This window comes from Helicobacteraceae bacterium (assembly GCA_031258155.1).
GTDB lineage: Bacteria > Campylobacterota > Campylobacteria > Campylobacterales > SZUA-545 > JAIRNH01.
Window position 1 is genome coordinate 13,876 of the sequence record JAIRNH010000050.1, and the last position, 22,542, is coordinate 36,417.

Below are 22,542 nucleotides of genomic sequence, written 5' to 3' on the forward strand. Positions count from 1 at the left end.
TTTTCGTTTTTTGCCGCGCGAAGTTGCGCGCCGAACGCTATCGCGCGAGTTTTGGCGAAACGCTTAAAAAGCGAGAGACGCTATTTGTCGTTTATCCGCGCGATCGACCAGCCGATCGTCTCGCCCGCGCGCATAGGAACTACGCCGCCTATTTCGGCTGGAACGATCGACGGTTGTTTGATTAGCGTTACGGTTTTTCGCGGAAGTTTAACGCCGTAAATGTTTTGCGCGTTATCGCTTATAAACGCCTGCAAAGCGCCGAGCGCCGAGCGCTCCTCAAACAGCTCGACAAGCGCGGGCGCCAAAACGGGCGCGGAAAAAATCCCCGCCGCGCCCTCTCGCTCTTTAGCGGCTCTTAGGTGCGGCGCGCTGTCCGATCCGAACGATACCTTTGGATGCGCCGAAAACGCCAGATCGCGCAAAGCGGCGCGATCGGCGGCTGTTTTGACGATCGGTTTGCAAAACAGATGCGCTTTAAGCCCGCCGCCAAGCAGATCGTCAAGCGTGTATAACAGGTGATGAAGCGTGATTGTGGCGTATAGATTTTCATATCTATCCAGCAGATCGACCAGAGCGATCGAGCTAATATGCTCCATAACGATTTTAAGACGCGGATATTTGACGGCTAGACGTTTATAAAAGGGAGCAAATTCGGCTTCGCGTTCTAAAACCGCCCCGTTTGTTTCTCCGTGCGCGCTCAAAATAACCCCGTAATCTTGCATAGTCCCAAAAAGCGCGTCAAAAGCGTCTATATCCGTTATCCCGCTTTCCGAACCGGTTGTAACGCCGATAGGGTATAGCTTAACTATCTTGGCGTTTTTTACCTCTTCGGTTTTAAGCGCGTCGGTTAGATAGAGCGCTACGATCGGCTCGAATTGCGCTTCGCCTCGCGCCTTTAAAATTCGCTCTTTATAGGCGTTTGCCATACCGATCGTAACGATCGGCGGCGTAAGGTTAGGCATTACGACGGCGCCGGAAAAGACGCGCGCGCTGATCGGCGCGACGATTTTCAGCAGATCGCCGTCTCTAAGGTGCAGGTGCGAATCAAACGGCGAGACAAGCTCGATCTCTTGCATTTGTTTCCTTTTAGTTTGATAAGTTTAGCGCTTATCGGGCTAACGGGCGGCTTATTTTTGATTTAAGCAATGATTATCATCTGTTAAACTCGCGGTTTAACAGCCGACTAATCTTTAAGCGGCTATACTTCGGGCGTTAGATGATTTTGATAACGGAGGATGGATGAGCGTAATCGAGATCGAGCGATTAAAAGAGATACTGCCGCGTCTTAGCGTCGCGCATCACATTCCCGGACGCGCGCGGCTGAAACTAAGCGGCAAAGCGCCGTCGTGGGCTTTGGAAAGCTCGATCGACGGGTATTTGAAGTCTATCAAAGGCATTGTCGGCGTAAACGTCAATCCGTTTAGCGCGTCGGCGGTGATTACCTACGATCAAAACGAGTTGTCGCCCGCGCTTTTCGAGGCGTTGTCTAAAGGCGATTACGAACCGCTGTTAGAGCAGGCAAGGAGTTTATAATGTTTCAGTTTGTTTTAGGCGCGGCTGCCGCCGCCGTCGTGATTGGCGCGGCGAACAGCGTCGGTTTCAAACGGGCGATCAATAGAGGTCGCCGCAAGTTCAAAGAGAAGATCGACTACGCGCGCGAATACGTCTGCGCGATCGACGAGTGCGCCAAAGAGCGCGTAAATAAGAACGCCAAAAAGAGAACGAGCGGTGAAAAATAGCGGCGTTTTAGCGGGCGCGGCGCTTACGCACGCGCTTCTGTCGATCCGCGCTCGCAAAAAGGGCGTCGCTCCCAAAGCCATATACGCGGCTCAGGGCGCGATCGCCGTTCTTTGCGCCGCGGGGGCGCTGGAGGAGTTTAGCGCGAAAAGACCGCTAAGAGCGATCGCGATCGCGGCGCTTGGCGGCGCGGCTGTCGCGGCGTTAAATAAAATGGAGGATATAGATGGAAAACGAGAATGACAAGAACGAGACGAATACCGCCTCCGCTTTTTTATCGGACATAACCAAAGCGATCTTTGGCGGATCGTCCAAGGAGCAGTTTATAAAGGGCGCGATAATCGGCGGCTTGGCGACCTATCTTTTGACGAATAAAGCCGCGCAGGAGACGCTGTTTAAGGCGGCGCTTCGCTTTGGCGCGGCGAGCGCGCAGGCTTTCGGCGAAATAAAGGATCGTTTCGACGACATGAAAGCCGAAGTCGAGGCGGAGTTAGCCAAAGAGGATAAATGAGCCTTATCGCGAGCGAGGGCAAAGGCGCGATTAAACGCGCCGCCCTCTCGCTTATCCTTACCCCCTTTTTGCCAAAACCGCTTAAATTCGCGGTAACGTTAGCGGCTTCGTTTGGAGCGATCAAGCGCGGCGTAAAGGCGATCCCGAAAGAGGGGATTTCGGGCGAAACTATGGAGGCGGCGGCGATTGTTATCTCGCTCTTGCGCGGCAACTACGTTTCGGCGAATACGACCAATCTGCTTATAGCGATCTCGCAGGCGGTAGAGAACGCGATCGTGCGCCGCAGCGACGATCTGCTGCTGTCGCTTAGCGCCCCTTCGAGCGGGCTTGTCTGGGTTAAACGCGGCGGCGAGGAGATCAGAATAAACGCCGACGACGCGCGAATCGGCGATATTGTCGTAGCCTACGCGGGCGATACGATCGAGGCGGACGGGGTAGTTTTGAGCGGAACGGCGGCGATAAACGAGGCGGCTATGACGGGCGAGTCGCTCGCCGTAAAAAAAGAGCGCGGATCGCGGGTGTTAAGCGGTTCGATCGTGGAGGAGGGGCGCGTGGAGATATACGCCGAAGCCGTCGGAAGCGCCCGCGCGACGGCGAGAATAGCCCGCGTCGTCGCCGATTCGCTACGCTCGCGCTCGCAGTCGCAATATCGCGCCAACAGGCTCGCCGATCGGCTTATCCCTTTTTCGCTTGGACTAACGGGCGCGACCTATCTGCTTACGCGCGATATTAACCGCGTCGAGGCGCTGTTGCAAACCGACTACTCGTGCGCTTTGCGCCTAACCGTCCCCGTTGCGTTCAAAGCGGCGATGTATCGCGCGGGCAAAGCGGGGCTGCTTACCAAATCCGCCGAGGCGCTTGAGAAATTAGCGAGCGCGACGACCTTTATATTTGACAAGACAGGCACGATCACAAACGGCGAGTTAGAGGTCGTGGAGATTTTGTCGCTAAACGAGTCGTGGAGCAAAGAGCGGATACTCGCGCTCGCCGCGTCGATCGAGGAGCATTATTTTCACCCGATCGCGCAGGCGATTGTCGAGGCGGCTAGAAAAGATCGCAGCATTCGGCACTTTCAGCACACCGCCGTCGAGTTTATCGCGGCGCACGGCGTTTTCGCGTTTGTGGAGGGCAAAAAGGTGGCGATCGGCTCTAGGCACTATCTTGAGGAGGACGAACAGATCGATTTTTCCTCGTTCAAGGAGCGCGACGCAAGGGGGCAAAAATCCAATCTCACGCCGTTATATATCGGTTTTGACGGGGCGTTGCTAGGCGTGGTTTGGCTTAAAGACGAGCTGAGAAAAGAGAGCAAAGAGGCGCTTTTAGCGTTAAGAAAGCTAGGCGTAACAAAGTGCGTAATGCTTACGGGCGACTCCAAAGCCAAGGCGCTGGCGCTCGCCAAAGAGCTAGGTTTCGACGATTGCCGCTACGAGCTGCAACCCGACGAAAAAGCCGCGATCGCCAAAGAGTTGCGCGCGAGCGGCGATATATGCGCCTTTGTGGGCGACGGAATCAACGACGCTCCCGCGCTGTTAGCCGCCGACGTGGGCATAGCGATGCAAAAGGGCGCGGACATCGCTAAAGTCAGCGCGGATATTACGCTACTCAAAGACGATATATATCTGCTCGCGGAGGCTAAATCGATCGCGGATCAGACGATTTCGCGCGTTAATACGGGATCGCGCTCTATGATCGCGGTAAATACGCTTATACTTCTTCTTGCCGCGTTTGGAGCGTTAGCGCCGACTACAACAGGCTTTTTACATAACGGCTCCACAATTGTTACGCTTGCTCTTTCGGCGCTCAAGGGCTTTAAGTCGCCTACCGCGCCAAAAAACCGAACGAATCTAGTCCGTTCAAAAACAAAACCGCGCTCCCTTCGCCGCCGGTAGGTCGCGGTCTTTAGCTCGTTCAACCTAATTCGTTTTATCCATTCAAGCGGCTCGATTTGGCGCGCCGATAGCGGTTCGCGTACCCACCGCGCCCTTTTTGCGCTAACGCGCCGACAATCGCCTTCGCCCCGTTTATCGGAAGCTAGGCTATTCGGCAAGTCTAGCGCCCCAAGTGGCGCAAACGCTAGACAAGCGCCGATCGTCCAAACGCTTTACCGCCTCGAACGCTACAAACAGCCAAAAGGTTACTCGGCGTTTGCTAAAATTGATTTGGTTAAGATATTTGCGAAAAAGATTGATAATGGCAAAATTATATTGCATAATACGTTTTATGCGACCTTCTTATTGCAAGAGCTAAAACATTCCGGCGCCGATAAACTTATTATTGAACACATAAAAAAAGGAAAAATTTATATATCGACGTCGGCTGGTTCGATAATTGTTTCAAAAAACATAGAATATATTAAGTATATGGATAGCCCCGCCGCCGCCCCAGATTTAGACAATGATTTTTCGGCTCTTGGGATTATCGACTTTTATATTGTTCCGCATTGCTCAAATTTTCCGTTTAAGAAATCCGCCGAGAAAATAATTGCGGAATATTCAAAAAAACTTGATTTGCGCCCGATACATAATAAGCAGGCTATTATTGTAGAAGACGCTCAAGCGGAAACGCTCGAAATAAAAAGCAAAAGCAAAAAATAACGGCGCGCTTTGCCGCGCAAAACGGGTCTCTATATGCTTCGTCGCCAGCGGACGAGGCGGTCTTTAGCTCGTTCAACCTAATTCGTTTTATCCATTCAAGCGGCTCGATTTGGCGCGCCGATAGCGGTTCGCGTACCCACCGCGCTCTTTTTGCGCTAACGCGCCGACAATCGCCTTCGCCGTTTGCCAATAGAGCCGAATTAAACGCTATGTCGAATTAAAAAACGCGCATATACCTCGGCGTATCCCGATATAGAAATCCGATCGCGCTACACAAAAACCGCTACAAAATATCGCGTATAAACGCGCGTAGCTTCTTTATTTATTCTTTATCAGTTTTGGTTTAAAGTTTGTCAATAAAACGGCGCCCGCTAACATTAGAAGCATAACGACAAATGATCCAGTAAATATATTTTTTGCCATTATAAAATCAGAATCCAACGCCGCCGCTTCCGCGAATTTATCCACAATAGACAACATCTTTATTATTGACGGGGCAAACAAAACGCCTCCAAATAATATTGGAACTATATTTATAACGTATTTTAATATAATCCATCTATGTTTAAAAAATCCCCATTCGGTAAACTTGGAAAACATTATACCGGTAATAAGCGTAACGCAATTTGCCGGAATAATTATTAACAGGTCGATATAATGAATTGCCGATAGTATTTCTCTTAAATTATTTTTGTCTAAAACGACCGTTAATAAAAACGTTCCTACCAAACTGGCGCCAATCCAAACAGACGATGATAAAATATGAATTGATTTGACGATCTTATATCCTGTGTTTGAAAGTTTTTTCACAAAATCTTCCTCTTATATAATCAAACCGTTTATTCTTTATTTTCAATAATTTTATACCGCTCCTTATTTGGCGTATAGTCTATACTTGATTTTTCATCGGTTTTTTCAATCTTAAAAATGACGGGTCGTAATCCGTCGTTACAACTACATATCGCCACGCCGGGTTTCTCAATCCAATCATTATAATAGAAAACGCCGCTTCCATGCGCCAACGCAAAAACATATTGATAAATCGCTTTCCACGCCTCGTCGCAAAATCCTTCCGGTTTTGCGTAATCCGCATAAAAAACCTGCCCTTCTTTCAGCATTGGACACTTGCCTATGCCTTTGGCGCCGTATTCTTCCGCGAGCTCTTCATCAAAATGTCTTTTCAAAACCGTAATTCTGCACTTGTTCAACCGAATCGTTCCTCCGAAATAGTTATTTCTCGCGCATTTTACTATTCTTTGCGCAATTGTCAATTTTTTCATGATGTTTTGAATAAAGTTTGACCGGCGTTTCGCATAACCGTTTCGATCGCGCGCGACATTTTGCCAGCCTGAACGCGAAAGCGCCCAACGACCGATAAAATCCGCCGTTGTGCGGCGCGGAAACGAGCAAAGCAAAACTATAGCCGCTCAAACCACAACTCGCTTACTGGCGGCGAAGCGCACATTGTCCTATTGTGTGTCGTTGTTTCTTTTTTGAAATTATTTTAAACAGACTATATGTTGCGCTATTATTTCTCTTTCGAGTATTTTTTTTGAATGGAATCTGATAATATTTTGATATTTACGGCAACCGTATTTCCTCGAACAATATCTTGTTCTGTTTCAAAGGATACTTCAAAATATTGCTTTTCTTTAAAGTCAACATTTGGCGATTTATCAGAATGAAAAAATATATCTTGTTGCATTTGCCGACTGATATGACCATATGTTTTACCATTTCTGTCTATACCAATCTGTTTTTATGATTTGCCAAACAAGACCCTTTGGTTTGTTCATAGATCGCGTTTGTGGCGGCGACGAAGCCGTCCAAACCGCCGCAGTCGTAACGCGTCCCTTTGAAGCGATAAGCCAACACTTTACTCTCTTTCGCAATCGAGTTGATCGCGTCGGTTAGCTGTATCTCTCCGCTCGCTCCCGCCGGCTGATCTTGTAAAATTTCAAAAACGCGCGGCGTTAAAATATAGCGTCCGATCACGGCAAGATTGGACGGCGCTTTTTCTGGCGCTGGTTTTTCAACCATCTCGCGCACGCGAAGCAGTCCCTCGCCGATCCATTCGCCCGATACGATCCCATAGGCGCTTGTTTCGCTACGCGATACCTCTGTAATGGCGATGATAACGCAACGCTCTTGTTTATATAACCGCGTCATCTGTTTCAATACGCCCTCGCCCTCGCTTATGCACAGATCGTCGGCAAGCACAACGGCAAACGGCTCGTCGCCTATCAGGTGTCGCCCTGTTAATACCGCGTGTCCTAGACCTTTCATCTCGCGCTGACGAGTGTATATAAAACGGCAGTTGTCGATAATGTCGCGTATGTCGGCAAGATGTTTCTCTTTTGCGGTGCCGCGAATCTGGTGTTCTAGTTCGTAGCTAATATCGAAGTGATCCTCTAGCGTTCGTTTGCCGCGTCCCGTTACGATCGCCATGGTGTGAATGCCCGCCTCCATCGCCTCTTCCACGCCGTATTGGATTAGCGGTTTTGTGCAGATGGGCAACATCTCTTTGGGCATTACTTTTGTCGCGGGCAAAAATCGCGTGCCGTAGCCCGCCGCTGGAAATAGGCATTTGCCGATCACTCTTTACTCCTTTATTGTGTTTCACATGAAACATTCTGTAAAGCTACGTTTGCTCCAATTAGGCAAGCGCTAAATGTTTCATGTGAAACATATCATAGAATCTTGGCAAATAAGAGAGAGTATCATTTTGACACACGTTCTCTTAGCTGCCCGCAAGCCGCGTCTATATCTATCCCGCGCGACTTTCTAACCACGCACAGCAAGCCGCGATCTAACAGAAAACGTTGAAAGCGTTCGACGGTTTCCTGATCGGGGCGCTCAAAAACCGCCGCTTCGTGCGGATTAAATGCGATTAAATTAACTTTGGCGCGCAGCCCGCTCAAAAGTTTAAGCAACTTTTTGGCGCACTCGATGGAATCATTAACGCCTTTTATCATCAGATACTCAAACATAACTCGCTTTCGCAAATCAATCGGAAAACCTTTTACCGCCGCAATGATGGATTCAATATTATACGCCTTGTTGATTGGCATAAGTTTTTGGCGCGTCTCGTTATCGACCGCGTGGAGCGATATGGCGAGCAGAACGCCGAGCTTCATCTTGCCAAGCGCGGCGATCTTCGGCGAAATACCGCTTGTGGAAAGCGTCTGTCTGCGCGGCGATATATTCAACCCGCATTCTTGCGCAAAGATCGCGATAGCTTTGGCGACGTTATCAAGATTATCCAGCGGCTCACCCATACCCATAAAAACAATATTTAATCCCTTTTCGGGCGGCATTTGGCGATCGCGCTTGATCAGCAAAACCTGCGCGACAATCTCGCCCGCGCTCAAATTGCGGACAAACCCGCCCTTAGCGGTCATACAAAACGCGCAGCCAATCTTACAGCCAACTTGCGTTGATATGCAGATCGTATATTGCGCTTGGCGCGTAAGGTTGTCGTCCTCGTCAAATTGCGCGTCTCGCATCAACAACAAAACCGCCTCGATCGTATGAGCGTCCGTCAAACGAAAAAGATACTTTTTGCTACCGTCGGCGGCAGACTGCTTGGCGGCGATCGAAACCTCGTCAAGCGCAAAACGATCGGCAAGTTCGGCGCGCAAACTTTTGGGTAGCGTAGAAATATCGTTGAAATCGCGCGCGTAACGCTGGTAAATCCATTGAAAAATCTGTTTCGCGCGATACGAGGGGCTAACGATAGCGCTTAATTCGTCAATGGAATAATCATAAAAAAACTCCTTCATTTTAAACTAGGCAGAAGCTCTTTCTTGGCGTAACTATCCAGCTTATCGAGCGCCTCTTTATGGCGCGCGTTATACTGAACATGGGCGTCGCTACAAGCGCGGTTGGTTACGCAAAAAACGCCGCCCGCGCTTATTCCAAACTCCTGCGCAACGGAGATAACAGAAAAAAACTCCATATTTTCTAGCCCGATACCCCGTTCTTTCATCTGCTTCGCGAGCTTGTCATCGGTGGTAATATAGTTGCTAGAATTCACAATCGTTTCGTGAGCGACCAGATCGCCGACGCTTAAAAGCACGTTATCGATTGGCGTGTAGCTTTGGCGTTGCAATAAACTAAGCTCGATATTCGCGCCGCCTTGCGAGGTTACAATATCCAAGAAATCATAATCTTCGTAACTGCCCGCCGTGCCAATAAAAAGCAGATATTTCGGTCTTTGCATTAGACACAGTTGCGTTAGGTTGATCGCCGCGTTGATCAGCCCCACCCCGATCGGCATAGCAAAATCAAACCTTTCGCTCTTTCCCGCGCACACAATCATACTCTTACCTCCACGTCGTTTTGATATAAATATCGCTTCAGATCGCCTATCGCGATCTCTTGATAGTGAAAGATCGAAGCGGCAAGCGCCGCGTCCGCTCCAGCATCGAACGCGCCTTTAATATGCGCCATTTCACCCGCGCCGCCGCTTGCGATCACTGGGATCGAAACCGCCTCGCAAACCGCCCTCGTGATCTCAAGATCGTAGCCGTTTTTAACGCCGTCGGTATCCATGCTAGTAAGCAAAATCTCGCCCGCCCCGCGATCGCAAACCTCTTTTGCCCACTCGATCGCGTCTAGTTCGGTATCGATCCGCCCGCCATGAATAAAAACGTTATAGCGATCGCCTATTTTCTTCGCGTCGATCGCCGCGACGATCGTCGAAGAGCCAAAACGCTTCGCCGCCTCGTCAATAAAACGCGGATTTTTCACCGCGCCGGAATTGAGGCTCGCCTTGTCGCAGCCGACGTTAAGTAGCGCGTAAATATCTTCGAGCGCGTTAATGCCGCCGCCGACCGTAAGCGGGATAAATACCTCTTTAGCTACCTCGCGCAACACCTCGACGATCAGCCCTCGCGCCTCGTGGCTTGCCGTGATGTCTAAAAAGCATAGCTCGTCCGCGCCCTCGTCGTTATAGCGGCGCGCAACCTCGATCGGATCGCCCGCGTCTGACAATCCTATGAAATTTACGCCCTTCACTACTCTGCCGTCTTTAATATCCAAACATGGAATAACGCGTTTCGCAAGAGGATTTACGCCCATAAGTCCCGCCTCGCAAAGCGTCCAAGCGCGTATAAACGCGCAAGAAAAAACGACGCGGAATTTTTGCCAAACGCGATCGATTTCAAAAATACCGTTTCCACAACCTCGCCTTTTGGGTAGCCGTAATTCGAACATGATTATACGCTTAGCGGCTTATCTCCTTATTAAGCGAAGCTTAGCTAAACTAAGCCGTGTTTAAAGCCAAAAAACGCTTCGGTCAGAATTTTTTGACCGATCGTTTGATAGTCCAAAAAATCATTGAAGCGACGCCCGATTATCCGACGCGGATAGTTGAGATCGGACCTGGCTTGGGTGATTTAACCGAAGCGATTTTAGCTAAAAGAGCGCTGACGGCGATTGAGATCGACGCCAATTTGGTAGGCGTTTTGAGAAAACGGTTCGCGTCGGCGGTTGCGCAAGGCAGATTGACGCTTTACTGCGCGGACGCGCTGGAGGCGTGGAAAAATGGTTTGGCAAACGAACCATACGCAATTGTAGCCAATCTGCCGTACTATGTGGCGACGGAAATCATCTTAAAGGCTTTGCGCGATCCGCTCTGCAAAACGATAGTCGTTATGACGCAGTTGGAAGTGGCGCAAAAGTTTTGCGCTCTAGGCGCCGCCAATTCGTTGAGCCTTCTCGTTCAATCGATCGGAAGCGCCGAAATGTTATTTAAGGTTCCTAAAGAGGCGTTTAACCCCGCCCCAAAGGTGGAATCGGCGGTTATAAAAATTGTCAAAACAGAGGAGCGTTACGACGAGGGTTTTAGCCGCTTCTTAAAAAGAGCGTTTAAAACGCCGCGAAAGCGGCTCGCAAACGCTCTAAACGCGCCGATAACGACGCTTGAGGAGCTTGGAATTGGCGCGAACGCAAGAGCGCACGAGCTAAGTTTGGAACAGTTCAAAAGATTATACAAAGGATTAAAAGATGAATAACGAAAACGATCCGTCGCCCGCAGGCGAAGATCCAAACGCGAACGCGACAAAAGAACGGCGCGTCAAATGGCGAAAATACGCCGAGAAAAATCGCAAACCGAACGGCGCCGAACGGCGCGCAAAACGCGCGGGAGAGCCGATCAACGATCGCGTCGGCGAGGCAAGCGCAAACGTCGAAAATCGCGGGGAGGGCAAAAACGCGGCGTTTGTCCGAAAAGCGCCCAAGTTTATGAGCGGCGCGCCAAAGGCAAGCGATCCGACCTCCGGCGGCGTAGATGAAAACGGCGAGGGGTGGTTTGGGCGAATGCGCGACGCTCTTGAAGCCAATAGGGCAGGGCAAAACGAACGGCTTAACTCCTATACAAAGTTCGGCGATCCCAATAAATCGGCGCGTTTTGTCTCGCTAGGCGGACTAGATCAGATCGGCGGCAATATAGCCGTTTTTGAGACGGAGGATAGCGCGATCGTAGTAGATGCGGGCATGAGTTTTCCAACGCCGGACATGCATGGCGTGGATATTCTAACGCCCGATTTTAGCTACCTGCACGCCATAAAAGATAAGATCAAAGGGATTGTAATTACGCACGCGCACGAAGATCACATCGGCGCCGCGCCATATCTGTTTAAAGAGCTGCAAGTTCCGCTATACGGCACGCCGTTGCCGCTCGCGATGATTGGCAGTAAGTTCGACGAGCATAAGATAGTCGCGCACAAGAGCTATTTTCGCTTTGTGGAGAAGCGCAAACCCGTCAAAATCGGCGATTTTGAGGTGGAGTGGATACATATGACCCACTCGGTAATCGACGCTTGTTCGCTGGCTATCACGACCGAGGCGGGAACAATTATCCACACCGGAGACTTTAAATTGGACAACAGCCCGATCGACGGCTATCCGCCCGATTATCACAGGTTGGCTTACTATGGCGAGCGCGGCGTTTTAGCGCTCTTTAGCGACAGCACTAACAGCTTCAACGCGGGAATGACGAAAAGCGAATCAATCGTAGGCAAAACCTTCGACGAACTTTTTTCCAAAGCGAAAGGGCGCGTAATAATGAGCACCTTTAGCTCCAACTCGCACCGTATCGCCCAGGCGATCGACAGCGCTAAAAAATATGGGCGCAAAGTGGCGGTGATTGGGCGATCGATGGAAAAAAACCTTAATATCGCCATGGAGCTAGAATACGTGAAAATCGATCAGAGGGTTTTTATCGACGCGCACGAGGTAGCCAAGCTACCCGACAATGAGATTTTGGTGATAACTACGGGCAGTCAGGGCGAAAGTCAGGCGGCGCTGTTTAGAATGAGCGTCAACGAACATCGCCACGTGCATATCAAGCCCTCCGACACGATCGTAATCAGCGCGAAAGCAATTCCCGGCAACGAAACGAGCATATCAACCGTGGTCAATCAGATCGCAAAAACGGGCGCGTCAATCGCCTATCAGGAGTTCAGCGAAATTCACGTAAGCGGACACGCCGCGCAGGAGGAGCAGAAAATGATGCTCCGTTTAGTCAAGCCGCGCTATTTTATCCCCGTCCACGGCGAGTATCAGCATCTTTTGAAGCATAAAGAAACGGCGATAACATGCGGCGTATCAGAGCGCAATATCAGCGTGCTGGAGGACGGCGAGCAGATAGATATCTCGCATAGAGGCGTGCGTAAAACGCGCAGCGTGCGAAGCGGCAAAACCTTTATAGACAATCAGAGCAATCGCGAAGTAGAGAGCGAGGTGGTATTTGACCGACAAAACCTCGCCAAAGAAGGGATTATTATGCTTATAGCGCAACTTGATAAGCAAGAACATAAGTTAGCCTCGCGCCCTAAAGTAACAAGTTTCGGGCTGGTGGCGCAAAAGCGCGAGCATAAGTTTAATAAGGAGATCGAAACGTTAATAGACAGTTTTGTCGCGGGGTTAAAACCCGAAGAGTATAGCAATCCACGCTTGATTGAGAACAATCTTCGTCAGGCGATCAAAAAAATGGTTTTTCGCGCTCTGAAAAAGTATCCGATTATTGTGCCAAACATCTTTGTGCAATAGTCGCGCCGATAAAAACGCAACCGGCGAAGCGTTTAAAACGCGCCTCGATTATTTTTGACGCAAAAGCCGCGCCGAGCGCCTAAACTAACGCAGAAGCAGGCATAACGCGGCAAGCAAGCTGGAAGGGCGGGGCGGGGCTTCTTGCGTCGGCTTTGGCGCAATCGGCGGCGAGCGCATGCATATTTACACAAAACCTATCATGATAGCCGAAATCAAACGCGCCGCGTCTGCGGACGGCGTCAGCAAGGAAGAGTTTTACGCGGTAGCGCGAAACTAGAGTAGTTTAGCGACGAGGAATAGCCGTAGGCTCCCGATTCGCGCTCCTTAGAAGGCTTTCGCGTATCGCCAAAGGAACAGCGGGAAACTAGACGAAGCGGCGCGAAAATCGCTAGATTTTCTCCGAAACAACGGGCGATCTAGGCGCTGTAAACGTCGCGTTAAAACGGTCAATCGCATAAAATTAAATATTCGCCTTTCCATCATTCCCTCGAAAGCAAAAATCCAGACGCGCCAAAGGCGCAAAATAGTGGATACTCGTTTTTACGGGTATGACCAGAGAGGGGGAGCGGCGCGAGGATAAGAGATGGGGCGCCAGCGTTAGCGAAGCGGCGATAAGGCGAGCGACAAACGAGTTTAAAAGCCGACAACTCGCGCCGCGAATAGCTTTTGCTATAGGTTTGTTTGCCCTTTTATGGCTCGTTAACAAGGGCGAGCGTTAACATATTTGTTTCAATTCTACGAGAGACGTTTCAACCCACGCGCCCGCAAGGAGCGCGGTTTTGTGATTCCAGCGTTTTTTCGCGTTTATGCGCCATAAAACGCCTTTTAAAGAAACCGAAGCCAAAAAAAATAAACTCTGAAAAATGCCAACTAGACCGCGCCCCGTTTGTGTTTTTTGTCTTTCTCAAAATCCCGCAAACAGTTCGATTTCAAACTTTAATTTATAATAGCCTTTCTCAGATTGAGAGGATATAGCGGCGTAACGAATTGACGCTCTCGTATAACGCGCCGCCGGACATCGCCGATCTCCTTTTGTTAGCCGCCAAAACGAACGAGCGCGCTACCCCAAGTCAGCCCGCCGCCAAAAGCGTCAAGCAGGGTTAGATCGCCCGTTTTTAATCGTCCCGCCTCAAACAGTTCGTTGATCGCCATTGGAATCGACGCGGCGCTGGTGTTGCCGTAGCGATCGACGGTCAAAACCACCTGATCCTCTCTTAAACCGATCGCCTCTCCCACGGCTTTGATAATTCGCAAATTGGCTTGGTGGGGGATAAAGTGCGCTATCTGCGAAGGCTTGAGGTTGTTGCGAGCCAAAATCTCTATCACGTCGTTTGAGAGAGCGCGCACCGCCAACTTAAAAGTTTCGTTGCCCTTCATACGCATAAACGGCTTGTGCGGCTTGTCGTCGCGGATCGGATTTTTGCTGCCGCCGTCGATGTAGAGATTATCCCACTGCGCGCCGTCGCTAGAAATTTTAATATCGACGATCGCCTTTAGCGGATCGTCCGTCGCGCCGATCACCGCCGCGCCCGCGCCGTCGCCAAACAACACGCACACGGAGCGATCGGAGTAGTCCATAAAACGGCTGGAGGCTTCCGCGCCGACGATCAGCACGTTGCTTGCCATGCCGGACTCCACGTAGGCTTTGGCGGTGGCAAGCGCGTAGATAAAGCCGCTACACGCCGCGAGCGTATCAAACGCGGGGGTGCTGATCGCGCCGAGTTTGCCCGCGATCACCGCCGCCGTAGAGGGCATAAATAGAAAATCGCCCGAAAGCGTGGCGGCGATAATCATATCTATATCGCCGATCGCAAGGTTCGCGCGCGCTATCGCCTGCCGCGCCGCCAAAACGCCGAGGTCGCTGGCGGCTTGATCGTCGGCGGCTATGCGCCGCTCCTTGATGCCCGTGCGCTTCACTATCCACTCGTCGGTGGTATCGACCATCTTCTCTAGATCGGCGTTGGTTAGCCGTTTTTCGGGCGAATACGCGCCGATCGAGAGCATAGAGGCGTATGTTTTGCTCAATCGCCGCCTTTGGGCGAGAACTTATCTAGGTTTTGCAGTATAAGCGCGTTTACGTCGGATTCGATATACGAGATAGCGTTAAGGCAGGCGTTTTTGATCGCTTTGGGCGTAGATTTGCCGTGGCTGATAATCGCCGAGCCGTTAACGCCCACAAGCGGCGCGCCGCCGTATTCGTCGTAATCCATGCTCTTTTTCAGCGCCTTAAACGCGGGCTTCATAAGCAGATAGCCAAGAATCGCTAACGGCGATTTTTTCACGTTCTGTTTGATAACCTCGACAACCGCCTTTACCAGCCCTTCGCTAGTCTTTAGCAGCGCGTTGCCGACAAAGCCGTCGCATACGATCACGTCGAAACGCCCGTTGAAAATATCGCCGCCTTCCGCGTTGCCAACGAAATTAAAGCCCTTCGATCGCGCCGATTTGAGCAGGGCGAAGCTGTCTTTGACCAACTTGTCGCCCTTGCCGTCCTCTTCGCCGTTTGCGAGCAGAGCCACCTTCGGATCGTCGATTTTTAGCAGTTTTTGGGCGTAGGCGTGTCCCATAATCGCCGATTGGAAGAGATGTTTCGGTTCGGAATCAACGTTCGCGCCCACGTCGAGAACAAGCGTGTGTTTGTTTGCGATCGATGTTGGCATTAAAGTTGCGATCGCGGGGCGCGAAACCCCTTTAAGCCGTCCGATTTTAAGCGTGGCAAGACTCATCGTCGCGCCGCTGTGTCCGGCGGAGACCACCGCGTCCGCCTCTTTTTTCGCCACAAGCTCGACCGCTTTATAGATAGCGCTCTCTTTGCGCTTGAGCGCGTCGGTGGCTTGATCGCTCATCGCGATAGCGTCGTTCGCCTCGATCGTCTTTACCCGATCGTGAAACTTACGCGGCAGTTCGGCGAGAACTTCGGCGCTTTTGCCGACCAAGATCGCCTCGAAATCTACGGCTTCCAACGCCAAAGCGACCCCCGCGACAATCGGCGAACAACCAAAATCGCCGCCCATCGCGTCGATAGCGACTCGGACTTTGCTCACGATCTACTTTGCGCCGCAGGAGGGGCAGAGATGGTGCGGCAACTTAAACGCGCCGCATTTGCATTTAACGGGCGATTTAAGCGTCAATTTGTAATGCGTTCGACGTTTCGCCGCTCTTGTGTGGGACACTCTTCTCTTAGGCACAGCCATTTTGGACTCCTTTTGTCAATTTTACGTTAGCGCTTTTGGCAGTTATCGCAACGGTGGTAGTCGCACTCGATCGAGGCGATTTCGCCGCGCAAAATCTCCTCTAAATCTATCGCGCCCTTTTGCTCGATCACAGCCTCTCGCGTCTCTTTATCTTTGTCGTTATAAACGCCGTCGCTGATTAACAGTTCAATCTCTTCGTCTAGCGCGTAATCATACTCTTTATAGCATATATCGCAGTTTAGCCGAGTCGCGCCCGTCAATTTTCCGCGAAAAAGCGCCAGAGCCGCCCCCTTAGCGCTAAGCTCGCCCTCCATAAGCGCCGCGCCAATCGCAACCTTAACGGCGAGAGGCTCTTTGCCCGCTTTTGGAAAGGGAACGCCCATTAAAAAATCTCGAACGCTCCGAAAAACTGCGCGATCTCTTTCGCCGCGTTTTCGGCGCTGTCGCTGCCATGAACGGCGTTAGCGTCGATCGAATCGGCGAAATCGGCGCGGATCGTGCCTTTTGCCGCCTCTTTCGGATTGGTCGCGCCCATCAGCTCGCGATTTTTCGCCACCGCGTTTTCGCCTTCTAAAACCGCAACGAATACGGGCGCGCTTGTCATGAAATCCACAAGATCGTTAAAAAACGGGCGTTCCTTGTGGATCGCGTAAAAACTCTCCGCTTCGCGGCGGCTTAGATAGAGCGTTTTCGCCGCCGCGATCCTAAGCCCGTTGGATTCAAAGCGATCGACGATCTTGCCGATCACGCCCTTTTTTACCGCGTCCGGTTTAATGATTGAGAGGGTTCGTTCCATATACTCTCGCCTTATTTCACAAAATAGGGGCGCGATTATACCAAAAGGCGCTTACGCGCAATTAAAGGGCGGCTAAACGCGGTTGTTAGCCGAGTACGGGCGCTTCGGCGGCTTTGCCGCGCTTATTGCCCTCCGCCCAGACAATACAGGCGTCGGTCGGACAGGCGCTAGCGCACGCTGGTTCCGCGTGATGACCCTCGCACTCGACGCATTTGTCGGGATAAACGTAGTAAATCCCGCTATTTTCGGGGTTATCCCCGTCGTCCACAATCGCGCCAACAGGACATTCGTCGATACAGCCCCCGCAGGCGATGCACAGATCGGTGATTTTTACAGCCATTTTGCAACCTTTATAAAAGAATTATTGAATTACTTTATCAAAACAACTATTAAGTTAATATAAAATTACTAAAGCGCGGCGCGAATATCGTCGATTTTGTCCGTCTTTTCCCAGCCAAATCCGTCGTTTTCGCGCCCAAAATGTCCGTAAGCGGCGGCAAGACGATATTGCGGCTTAAACAGACCGATGCTCGCGGCGGCGCCTTCCGGCGTTAGATCGAAGGTCTTTTTGATCGCGTTTATAATTCGCGCTTCGTCTAGTTTTGGAGCGAATTCGCCGCGAACGGCGATCCCGATCGGCTCGATTGCGCCGATCGCGTATGTTAGATAGACCGCGATCTCTTTCGCCGCTTTCGCCGCCGCGAGATTTTTGGCGATATAGCGCGCCATATACGCGCCGACGCGATCGATTTTCAGCGGGTCTTTGCCGCTTAACGCTCCGCCGCCGTGCGGCGCGTCCGGTCCGTAGAAGTCCATAACGCTTTTTCGCCCCGTAAGTCCCGTATCCGCCTGCGGTCCGCCGATCACAAACGACCCCGCGGGGTTTATCTCTACTTGCGCGTTATCGTCGAACAACGATTGCGGCAGCGCCTCTTTTACTACCTCTTCCATAATCGCCTCGCGCAGGTTTTTAAGCGAAACGCTTCTGGCGTGGTGCGCGGAGACCAAAACGTGCGTTAGCTTGGGCGCGCGCTCGTCGTCAAAACGAAGGGCGACCTGCGCTTTGCCGTCGGGTAGCAAGAAGGGCAAAAGACCCTCTTTTCTGACGCGCGCCAATCGGCGGGTAAGTCTATGAGCGAGCGAGATAGGCAGCGGTATAAATTCGGGCGTTTCGTCGCAGGCGTAACCGACGAGTATCGCCTGATCGGACGCGCCCAGTTTGCCGTTCGAACGAACGCCGTCGGCTATATCCGGACTTCGCTCGTTCACCGCCGTAATTACTCCTGCGCTTCGATAGTCGAAACCAAAACCGCCGTCGGTGTAGCCGATCTCTCGAATGGCGTTTCTGGCGATCTCGCCGAGAGGCGCGTAGGCTTCGGTTTTCATCTCGCCCGCTATAACGCAAAAGCCGTTTGAGATCAGCGTTTCGCAAGCGACGCTCGCGTTTTTATCCCGCTCGATCAGCGCGTCCACAATAGCGTCGCTGATCTGATCGGCGATCTTGTCGGGATGTCCTTCGGTAACGGATTCGGCGGTTCGTATTCTCATTTCGCGCTCCCGTAAATAGCTTTTAGATGATCGATTTTGCTTCCCATATTAACCAGCGCCATATCGGCTAAAACCAAAGCGGTCATAGCCTCGCATACAATCGCGCCGCGAACGCCTACGCAGCTATCGTGGCGACCTTTGATCTCGATAACTCTCTCTTCGCCGCGAATATCGATCGTTCTTTGTTTTCGGAATATCGACGGCGTCGGCTTAAAGTGCGCCGTTATCTCGATCGGCGCGCCGCTGCTCACGCCGCCTAAAACGCCGCCCGCGTTGGCGCTTAAAAACCCCTCTTTGCTCATCTGGTCGTTGTTCTCGCCGCCGCGCATAGCCGCCGCGCTTGCGCCTGCGCCGATCTCGACGGCTTTTACCGCATTAACGCCCATAATAGCTTCGGCTAGTTTCGCGTCAAGTTTGCCATATAGCGGTTCGCCAAACCCTGCGGGAACGCCTATCGCGCGAATTTTCACGATCGCGCCTATCGAATCGCGATCGCGCTTCGCCGCTTCGATCGCGGCGATCTGCTCGCTCTCTTTTTGCCGATCAAGCGCGAAAATCGGGCTTGTTTTGGCGTAATCAAAATCGTATGTTTCGCCCTTTACGCCGCCGACTGCCGCCACGCCGCTTTCGACTTTCGCGCCGATTGTCTTTAGCATCAGTTTGGCTACGGCGCCCGCGGCGACTCTAGCGGCGCTCTCGCGCGCGCTGGATCGCCCGCCGCCTCTATGATCGCGAATAGCGTATTTCATAAACCACGAGTAATCGGCGTGAGAGGGGCGAAAAACCTCGCGCAGATCGTCGTAGTCGCCGCTTTTTACGTTGGCGTTGGCGATAAAGATCGCGATAGGCGCGCCCGTTGAAAGCCCCTCGAACGCGCCGCTTAAAATCTGGGCGCGATCGCTCTCCTTTCTCGCGGTGGCGGCGATAGAGCCGCCGCCCTTTCTGCGATCGAGTTCGCTCTGAATAAAATCTTCGTCGATCGCCAGCCCCGACGGAACGCCGTCGAGAACGCAACCAACGCCCGCTCCGTGCGATTCGCCAAAAGTGGTCAGCCGTAGTTTCATACCAAAACTATTCATCGTTTTTCTCCGCCTAGTCTTGTCGTCAAGAGGTTCTCGGCGGTTTGCTCGGAGTCGTTTTCCAGCGCGAGTAAAGCGACTTTCGCCGCGTTCTGTTCGGCGGCTTTTTTGCTACCGCCCTTGCCGGAAGCGATCTCGGCGCCGTTTATGCTTAGCGCGACGACAAACTCTTTTTTGTGATCTGGTCCCGATTCGCTCAAAACGTAATAATTGGGGGTAACGCCAAATTTCGTCTGCGTTAGCTCTTGGAGCTTGGTTTTATGATCGCTTAGCAGCTTTTTTGGATCGGGTATTCCAAAAAGCGCGTTCTGCGCCGCGATCGCGCATCGTTTCGCCGCCTCCAAGCCGCCGTCAAGATAGATCGCGCCGATTAGCGCCTCGTAAGCGTTGGCTAATATGGAGGGCTTTTTGCGCCCGTTATTTCTAGCTTCCGCCGAAGAGAGAAACAGCGCGGAATCCAACTCTAAAAACAACGCGATTCTCGCAAACGCCTCCTCGCTAACTAGCGCGGCGCGAAGTTTGGTCAGATCGCCCTCGCCGTAATCGGCAAAACGCGCGTAGAGATATTCGCCGACAATCAGGTCCATCACCGCGTCGCCCAAAAACTCAAGCCGCTCGTTGTTCGCTTCGCCCTTTACGCTTCTGTGCGTTAGCGCCGATTTCAGCAGCTCGCGCGAAGCGAAGCGATAGCCTATGCGCTCTTCAAGCGCCTGCGTGCGATTTTTCATATTTAGCGCCTTTGTAGCTCCGCCTCGTATTTGGCGATCTGATCGCATCTCTCGTTTTCCGCGTGTCCGCTATGACCGCGCACCCAAAACGCCTTGATCTTATGCGTTTTTGCGGCGGCGATATACTCTCGCCACAGATCGGGGTTTTTCACCTTCGCGAAGTTCTTTTTTTGCCATTTTTCCAGCCATTCGTTTATCCCGTTAGCCACGTAAGAGCTATCGGTAACGATCTCCGCCTCGCACGGCTCTTTAAGCGCTTTTAACGCCTCGATCGGCGCGGTCAGCTCCATTCGGTTGTTGGTAGTCCAGCTCTCGCCGCCTTGCAACGTCTTTTCCGCGTCGCCATAGCGCAAAATCGCGCACCAGCCGCCCGAACCCGGATTGCCAAGAGAGCAGCCGTCGGTAAAAATCTTCACTTTTTTCATACTCGTTTCTTTAATAAAAGTTGGCGCTGGCGTCATAGTTTTCTCCGTCGTTTTTCGCGTTTTTGACCAGCGTCGATTCCACGCGCGCGATCTCCGCTCTTTGACAATTTGGGCATCGCAAAAATCGTATCGGCAGGCTTGCCGCGCAACGCGGGCATCTATACTCGAACGAAAGATCGGCGAGCGCCCTGTTCTCGCCTAGCCTAATCAGTAAGTCGAACTCAAAAACGGCGCTTTCGCTCGCCGCGTCTAGCCACCCTTTTGCGGTGTAAAGCTCTCTTAAAAGCGGGTATTTTAGCGCCTCGTTCTCGTTGAAACTAGCTTTGGGCAGGCGCCAAAACAGATCGATCGCGTCGATTATACGATCAGCGTCGATTATGCGCCAGACGTTTGCGGGATTATGCGTCAAAACAAACTCAAAAACCGCCGCGAACAGACGCGGCTCCTCTTTTTGCAACGCTATTAAAGCGGCTTCTCGTTTTTTGTCCGACAGAAGCGGATCGTTTTTTATAGCCTTAGCCTTCAAAAATGATCTCTCTTTAGCGTAATCCAAACCAAACTCTTCTAGCGCGTCCGCGACCTCCAACGCGCGGTTATACTCTTTGGTCTGATCGTATATTATCAGCAAAAGTTCTAACGCCTCTTTATTTCGCGCTTTAAGTTTAAGCGACTCAAGCAAAATATCGCGGCTTCGCTGATAAAAACCCGCCTTATGGTAGCTTTTGCCCAACCGCGTCATAGCCTCGATACGGCGCGGCTTATCCTCCGCGATCTCCAGCAGAGCCAGATAGATATGAATCGACTCGGCGTATTGCCCGCTTTTGAAACATATGTCCGCAAGTAGCATAAGCGAGTCAAACGAGTCGGGTTGCGACGCCAGCAACGCTCTGTAATCCTTGCCGCCGCCAATCGAATCGAAGCCGGACAAAAATCGCGTTAGCTTTCTCTCTTGACGCCTTTTTTTAGACGCGGCGACAAAATGGTTCAAAATGGCTACCGCCGCCACGACCAAAAGCAGCATCGCCGCGCTAAAAGCGGGGTGTCGGTAGTCAATCGCTAAAAACTCCGGACTCATCTTGCCGCCAAAACGCTAGCGCTTTCCTAGCTGTTGCGAGCGCTCAAACGCGGCGTTAAGCGCCTCGAATATCGCGCCTCTAACGCCGCGCGCCTCTAACGCGGCGATCCCCTCGATCGTGGCGCCCGCGGGGGAGCAGACGCGATCCTTTAACAACGCGGGGTGTTCTTCTTCGAGCAGCGAAGGCATACCCTCGAACAAGGCTTGCGTCAGCGCGAAGGCGTCGGCGCTTTTCATGCCAAGACGGACCGCGCCGTTAGCGAGCGATTCCGCGATCAGCGCGAGATAGCCCGGACCGCAGCCGCTTAGCGCGACGGCTATATCGATCTCTTTTTCGCTCTCAAACCACAGAGCTTTGCCGACGGCGCTAAATAGCTCTAGCGCTTCGCTCTTGAAACCGGCGTCGCCCGTTAAAGCCGTAGCCGATTTTAGACGCAAAGCGGCAAGATTGGGCATAGCGCGGATAAAGTAGTCCGCCTCGAACGATTCGCGCAACGTTTCAAGCGTAACGCCCGCCATTACCGAGAGGATCGCTTTGGCGCGAACGGGGATGTTCACGTAGGAGAGCGATTGCGGCTTTACGGCTAAAACGACGATCCGATCTTTCGCCTCGCCAATATCGGCGGCAAAGCGCGCGCCTTCAAGCTGCTTTTGCCGCGCCGCGTTATTTTCAAGGACAAGAATGTTATGGGAGTTTTGCCTCTCCCACCCTTTCAACAACGCGCCGCCCATATTTCCCGCGCCTATCAACAGAATATTCATAGTTTTCCTTTGTGGAAGTATTATACAATTACGCAAAA

General features: G+C 51.9%; 28 protein-coding genes and 1 pseudogene. 8 read left to right on the forward strand and 21 right to left on the reverse strand.

Annotation, left to right across the window (positions count from 1 at the left end):
• Window positions 1-80: 80 nt before the first annotated feature.
• Window positions 81-1,076, reverse strand: a complete 996-nt coding sequence (pyrC, locus tag LBF86_06475; protein MDR0665149.1) for a dihydroorotase — start codon at window positions 1,074-1,076, stop codon at window positions 81-83.
• Between the two features lie 163 nt (window positions 1,077-1,239).
• Here pyrC and LBF86_06480 point away from each other — a divergent pair, with 163 nt between their 5' ends.
• From LBF86_06480 to LBF86_06500, 5 genes are read left to right on the forward strand one after another with little or no spacing between them, the layout of a single operon-like run.
• On the forward strand, window positions 1,240-1,533 hold the full coding sequence (locus LBF86_06480) for a hypothetical protein (GenBank protein MDR0665150.1): 294 nt from the start codon (window positions 1,240-1,242) through the stop codon (window positions 1,531-1,533).
• Window positions 1,533-1,739: a hypothetical protein gene (locus LBF86_06485; protein MDR0665151.1), complete on the forward strand. Its 207-nt coding sequence runs from the start codon at window positions 1,533-1,535 to the stop codon at window positions 1,737-1,739. The genes LBF86_06480 and LBF86_06485 overlap by 1 nt, the downstream gene beginning before the upstream one ends.
• The gene (locus LBF86_06490) at window positions 1,729-1,980 is read left to right on the forward strand and encodes a hypothetical protein (GenBank protein MDR0665152.1); all 252 of its coding nucleotides are present in this window, start codon (window positions 1,729-1,731) and stop codon (window positions 1,978-1,980) included. The genes LBF86_06485 and LBF86_06490 overlap by 11 nt, the downstream gene beginning before the upstream one ends.
• The gene (locus LBF86_06495) at window positions 1,964-2,248 is read left to right on the forward strand and encodes a hypothetical protein (protein MDR0665153.1); all 285 of its coding nucleotides are present in this window, start codon (window positions 1,964-1,966) and stop codon (window positions 2,246-2,248) included. The genes LBF86_06490 and LBF86_06495 overlap by 17 nt, the downstream gene beginning before the upstream one ends.
• The gene (locus LBF86_06500; GenBank protein ID MDR0665154.1) at window positions 2,245-4,137 is read left to right on the forward strand and encodes a heavy metal translocating P-type ATPase; all 1,893 of its coding nucleotides are present in this window, start codon (window positions 2,245-2,247) and stop codon (window positions 4,135-4,137) included. The genes LBF86_06495 and LBF86_06500 overlap by 4 nt, the downstream gene beginning before the upstream one ends.
• Before the next feature lie 147 nt (window positions 4,138-4,284).
• Here the strand turns inward: LBF86_06500 and LBF86_06505 are convergent, their stop codons facing one another.
• Window positions 4,285-4,458 (reverse strand): hypothetical protein, encoded by a 174-nt coding sequence (locus LBF86_06505; protein ID MDR0665155.1) that lies wholly within the window; start codon window positions 4,456-4,458, stop codon window positions 4,285-4,287.
• Between the two features lie 24 nt (window positions 4,459-4,482).
• Between LBF86_06505 and LBF86_06510 the strand changes: the two genes are divergently transcribed.
• Complete coding sequence (locus LBF86_06510; GenBank protein MDR0665156.1) at window positions 4,483-4,842, forward strand: Type 1 glutamine amidotransferase-like domain-containing protein; 360 nt, start codon at window positions 4,483-4,485, stop codon at window positions 4,840-4,842.
• A gap of 318 nt (window positions 4,843-5,160) precedes the next feature.
• Here the strand turns inward: LBF86_06510 and LBF86_06515 are convergent, their stop codons facing one another.
• The 7 genes from LBF86_06515 to hisF all read right to left on the reverse strand — a co-directional run bounded on the left by LBF86_06515 (window position 5,161) and on the right by hisF (window position 9,924).
• On the reverse strand, window positions 5,161-5,652 hold the full coding sequence (locus LBF86_06515) for a DUF2269 family protein (GenBank protein MDR0665157.1): 492 nt from the start codon (window positions 5,650-5,652) through the stop codon (window positions 5,161-5,163).
• A gap of 29 nt (window positions 5,653-5,681) precedes the next feature.
• On the reverse strand, window positions 5,682-6,050 hold the full coding sequence (locus LBF86_06520) for a TIGR04076 family protein (GenBank protein ID MDR0665158.1): 369 nt from the start codon (window positions 6,048-6,050) through the stop codon (window positions 5,682-5,684).
• Window positions 6,051-6,370: 320 nt separating this feature from the next.
• The gene (locus LBF86_06525) at window positions 6,371-6,547 is read right to left on the reverse strand and encodes a hypothetical protein (GenBank protein MDR0665159.1); all 177 of its coding nucleotides are present in this window, start codon (window positions 6,545-6,547) and stop codon (window positions 6,371-6,373) included.
• 38 nt (window positions 6,548-6,585) lie between these two features.
• Window positions 6,586-7,440 (reverse strand): UTP--glucose-1-phosphate uridylyltransferase GalU, encoded by an 855-nt coding sequence (gene galU, locus LBF86_06530; GenBank protein MDR0665160.1) that lies wholly within the window; start codon window positions 7,438-7,440, stop codon window positions 6,586-6,588.
• A 122-nt stretch (window positions 7,441-7,562) separates the two neighbouring features.
• A complete protein-coding gene (gene rlmN, locus LBF86_06535; protein MDR0665161.1) occupies window positions 7,563-8,624 on the reverse strand; it encodes a 23S rRNA (adenine(2503)-C(2))-methyltransferase RlmN in 1,062 nt (353 codons plus the stop codon).
• Window positions 8,621-9,163, reverse strand: a complete 543-nt coding sequence (locus tag LBF86_06540) for a purine-nucleoside phosphorylase (protein MDR0665162.1) — start codon at window positions 9,161-9,163, stop codon at window positions 8,621-8,623. Before LBF86_06540 ends, rlmN begins: the two co-directional genes overlap by 4 nt.
• A complete protein-coding gene (hisF, locus tag LBF86_06545) occupies window positions 9,160-9,924 on the reverse strand; it encodes an imidazole glycerol phosphate synthase subunit HisF (GenBank protein ID MDR0665163.1) in 765 nt (254 codons plus the stop codon). Before hisF ends, LBF86_06540 begins: the two co-directional genes overlap by 4 nt.
• Window positions 9,925-10,115: 191 nt before the next feature.
• Between hisF and rsmA the strand changes: the two genes are divergently transcribed.
• Together rsmA and LBF86_06555 are read left to right on the forward strand one after the other, a co-directional pair.
• A complete protein-coding gene (gene rsmA, locus LBF86_06550; GenBank protein ID MDR0665164.1) occupies window positions 10,116-10,859 on the forward strand; it encodes a 16S rRNA (adenine(1518)-N(6)/adenine(1519)-N(6))-dimethyltransferase RsmA in 744 nt (247 codons plus the stop codon).
• Entirely contained in the window at window positions 10,852-12,897 is a 2,046-nt protein-coding gene (locus tag LBF86_06555; protein MDR0665165.1) for a ribonuclease J, read from the forward strand. The genes rsmA and LBF86_06555 overlap by 8 nt, the downstream gene beginning before the upstream one ends.
• A 1,035-nt stretch (window positions 12,898-13,932) precedes the next feature.
• Here the strand turns inward: LBF86_06555 and LBF86_06560 are convergent.
• The 12 genes and pseudogenes from LBF86_06560 to proC all read right to left on the reverse strand — a co-directional run bounded on the left by LBF86_06560 (window position 13,933) and on the right by proC (window position 22,504).
• Window positions 13,933-14,901, reverse strand: a complete 969-nt coding sequence (locus LBF86_06560; GenBank protein ID MDR0665166.1) for a ketoacyl-ACP synthase III — start codon at window positions 14,899-14,901, stop codon at window positions 13,933-13,935.
• Window positions 14,902-14,918: 17 nt separating this feature from the next.
• On the reverse strand, window positions 14,919-15,941 hold the full coding sequence (gene plsX / locus LBF86_06565) for a phosphate acyltransferase PlsX (GenBank protein MDR0665167.1): 1,023 nt from the start codon (window positions 15,939-15,941) through the stop codon (window positions 14,919-14,921).
• A gap of 3 nt (window positions 15,942-15,944) precedes the next feature.
• Window positions 15,945-16,091 (reverse strand): 50S ribosomal protein L32, encoded by a 147-nt coding sequence (gene rpmF, locus LBF86_06570; GenBank protein MDR0665168.1) that lies wholly within the window; start codon window positions 16,089-16,091, stop codon window positions 15,945-15,947.
• A gap of 26 nt (window positions 16,092-16,117) precedes the next feature.
• The gene (locus tag LBF86_06575; protein ID MDR0665169.1) at window positions 16,118-16,474 is read right to left on the reverse strand and encodes a DUF177 domain-containing protein; all 357 of its coding nucleotides are present in this window, start codon (window positions 16,472-16,474) and stop codon (window positions 16,118-16,120) included.
• Window positions 16,474-16,887 (reverse strand): nucleoside-diphosphate kinase, encoded by a 414-nt coding sequence (gene ndk / locus LBF86_06580; GenBank protein MDR0665170.1) that lies wholly within the window; start codon window positions 16,885-16,887, stop codon window positions 16,474-16,476. Before ndk ends, LBF86_06575 begins: the two co-directional genes overlap by 1 nt.
• A gap of 130 nt (window positions 16,888-17,017) precedes the next feature.
• A pseudogene (locus LBF86_06585) lies at window positions 17,018-17,227 on the reverse strand (4Fe-4S binding protein).
• A 68-nt stretch (window positions 17,228-17,295) separates the two neighbouring features.
• Window positions 17,296-18,435 carry a methionine adenosyltransferase gene (gene metK, locus LBF86_06590; protein MDR0665171.1) on the reverse strand — a complete coding sequence of 380 codons (1,140 nt, stop codon included), beginning with the start codon at window positions 18,433-18,435 and terminating at the stop codon, window positions 17,296-17,298.
• Complete coding sequence (gene aroC / locus LBF86_06595; GenBank protein ID MDR0665172.1) at window positions 18,432-19,514, reverse strand: chorismate synthase; 1,083 nt, start codon at window positions 19,512-19,514, stop codon at window positions 18,432-18,434. Before aroC ends, metK begins: the two co-directional genes overlap by 4 nt.
• The gene (gene rnc / locus LBF86_06600) at window positions 19,511-20,242 is read right to left on the reverse strand and encodes a ribonuclease III (GenBank protein ID MDR0665173.1); all 732 of its coding nucleotides are present in this window, start codon (window positions 20,240-20,242) and stop codon (window positions 19,511-19,513) included. Before rnc ends, aroC begins: the two co-directional genes overlap by 4 nt.
• A gap of 2 nt (window positions 20,243-20,244) precedes the next feature.
• A complete protein-coding gene (gene rnhA, locus LBF86_06605; GenBank protein ID MDR0665174.1) occupies window positions 20,245-20,667 on the reverse strand; it encodes a ribonuclease HI in 423 nt (140 codons plus the stop codon).
• 10 nt (window positions 20,668-20,677) lie between these two features.
• Window positions 20,678-21,742 carry a tetratricopeptide repeat protein gene (locus tag LBF86_06610; protein ID MDR0665175.1) on the reverse strand — a complete coding sequence of 355 codons (1,065 nt, stop codon included), beginning with the start codon at window positions 21,740-21,742 and terminating at the stop codon, window positions 20,678-20,680.
• A gap of 15 nt (window positions 21,743-21,757) precedes the next feature.
• Window positions 21,758-22,504 (reverse strand): pyrroline-5-carboxylate reductase, encoded by a 747-nt coding sequence (gene proC, locus LBF86_06615; GenBank protein ID MDR0665176.1) that lies wholly within the window; start codon window positions 22,502-22,504, stop codon window positions 21,758-21,760.
• Window positions 22,505-22,542: the final 38 nt, after the last annotated feature.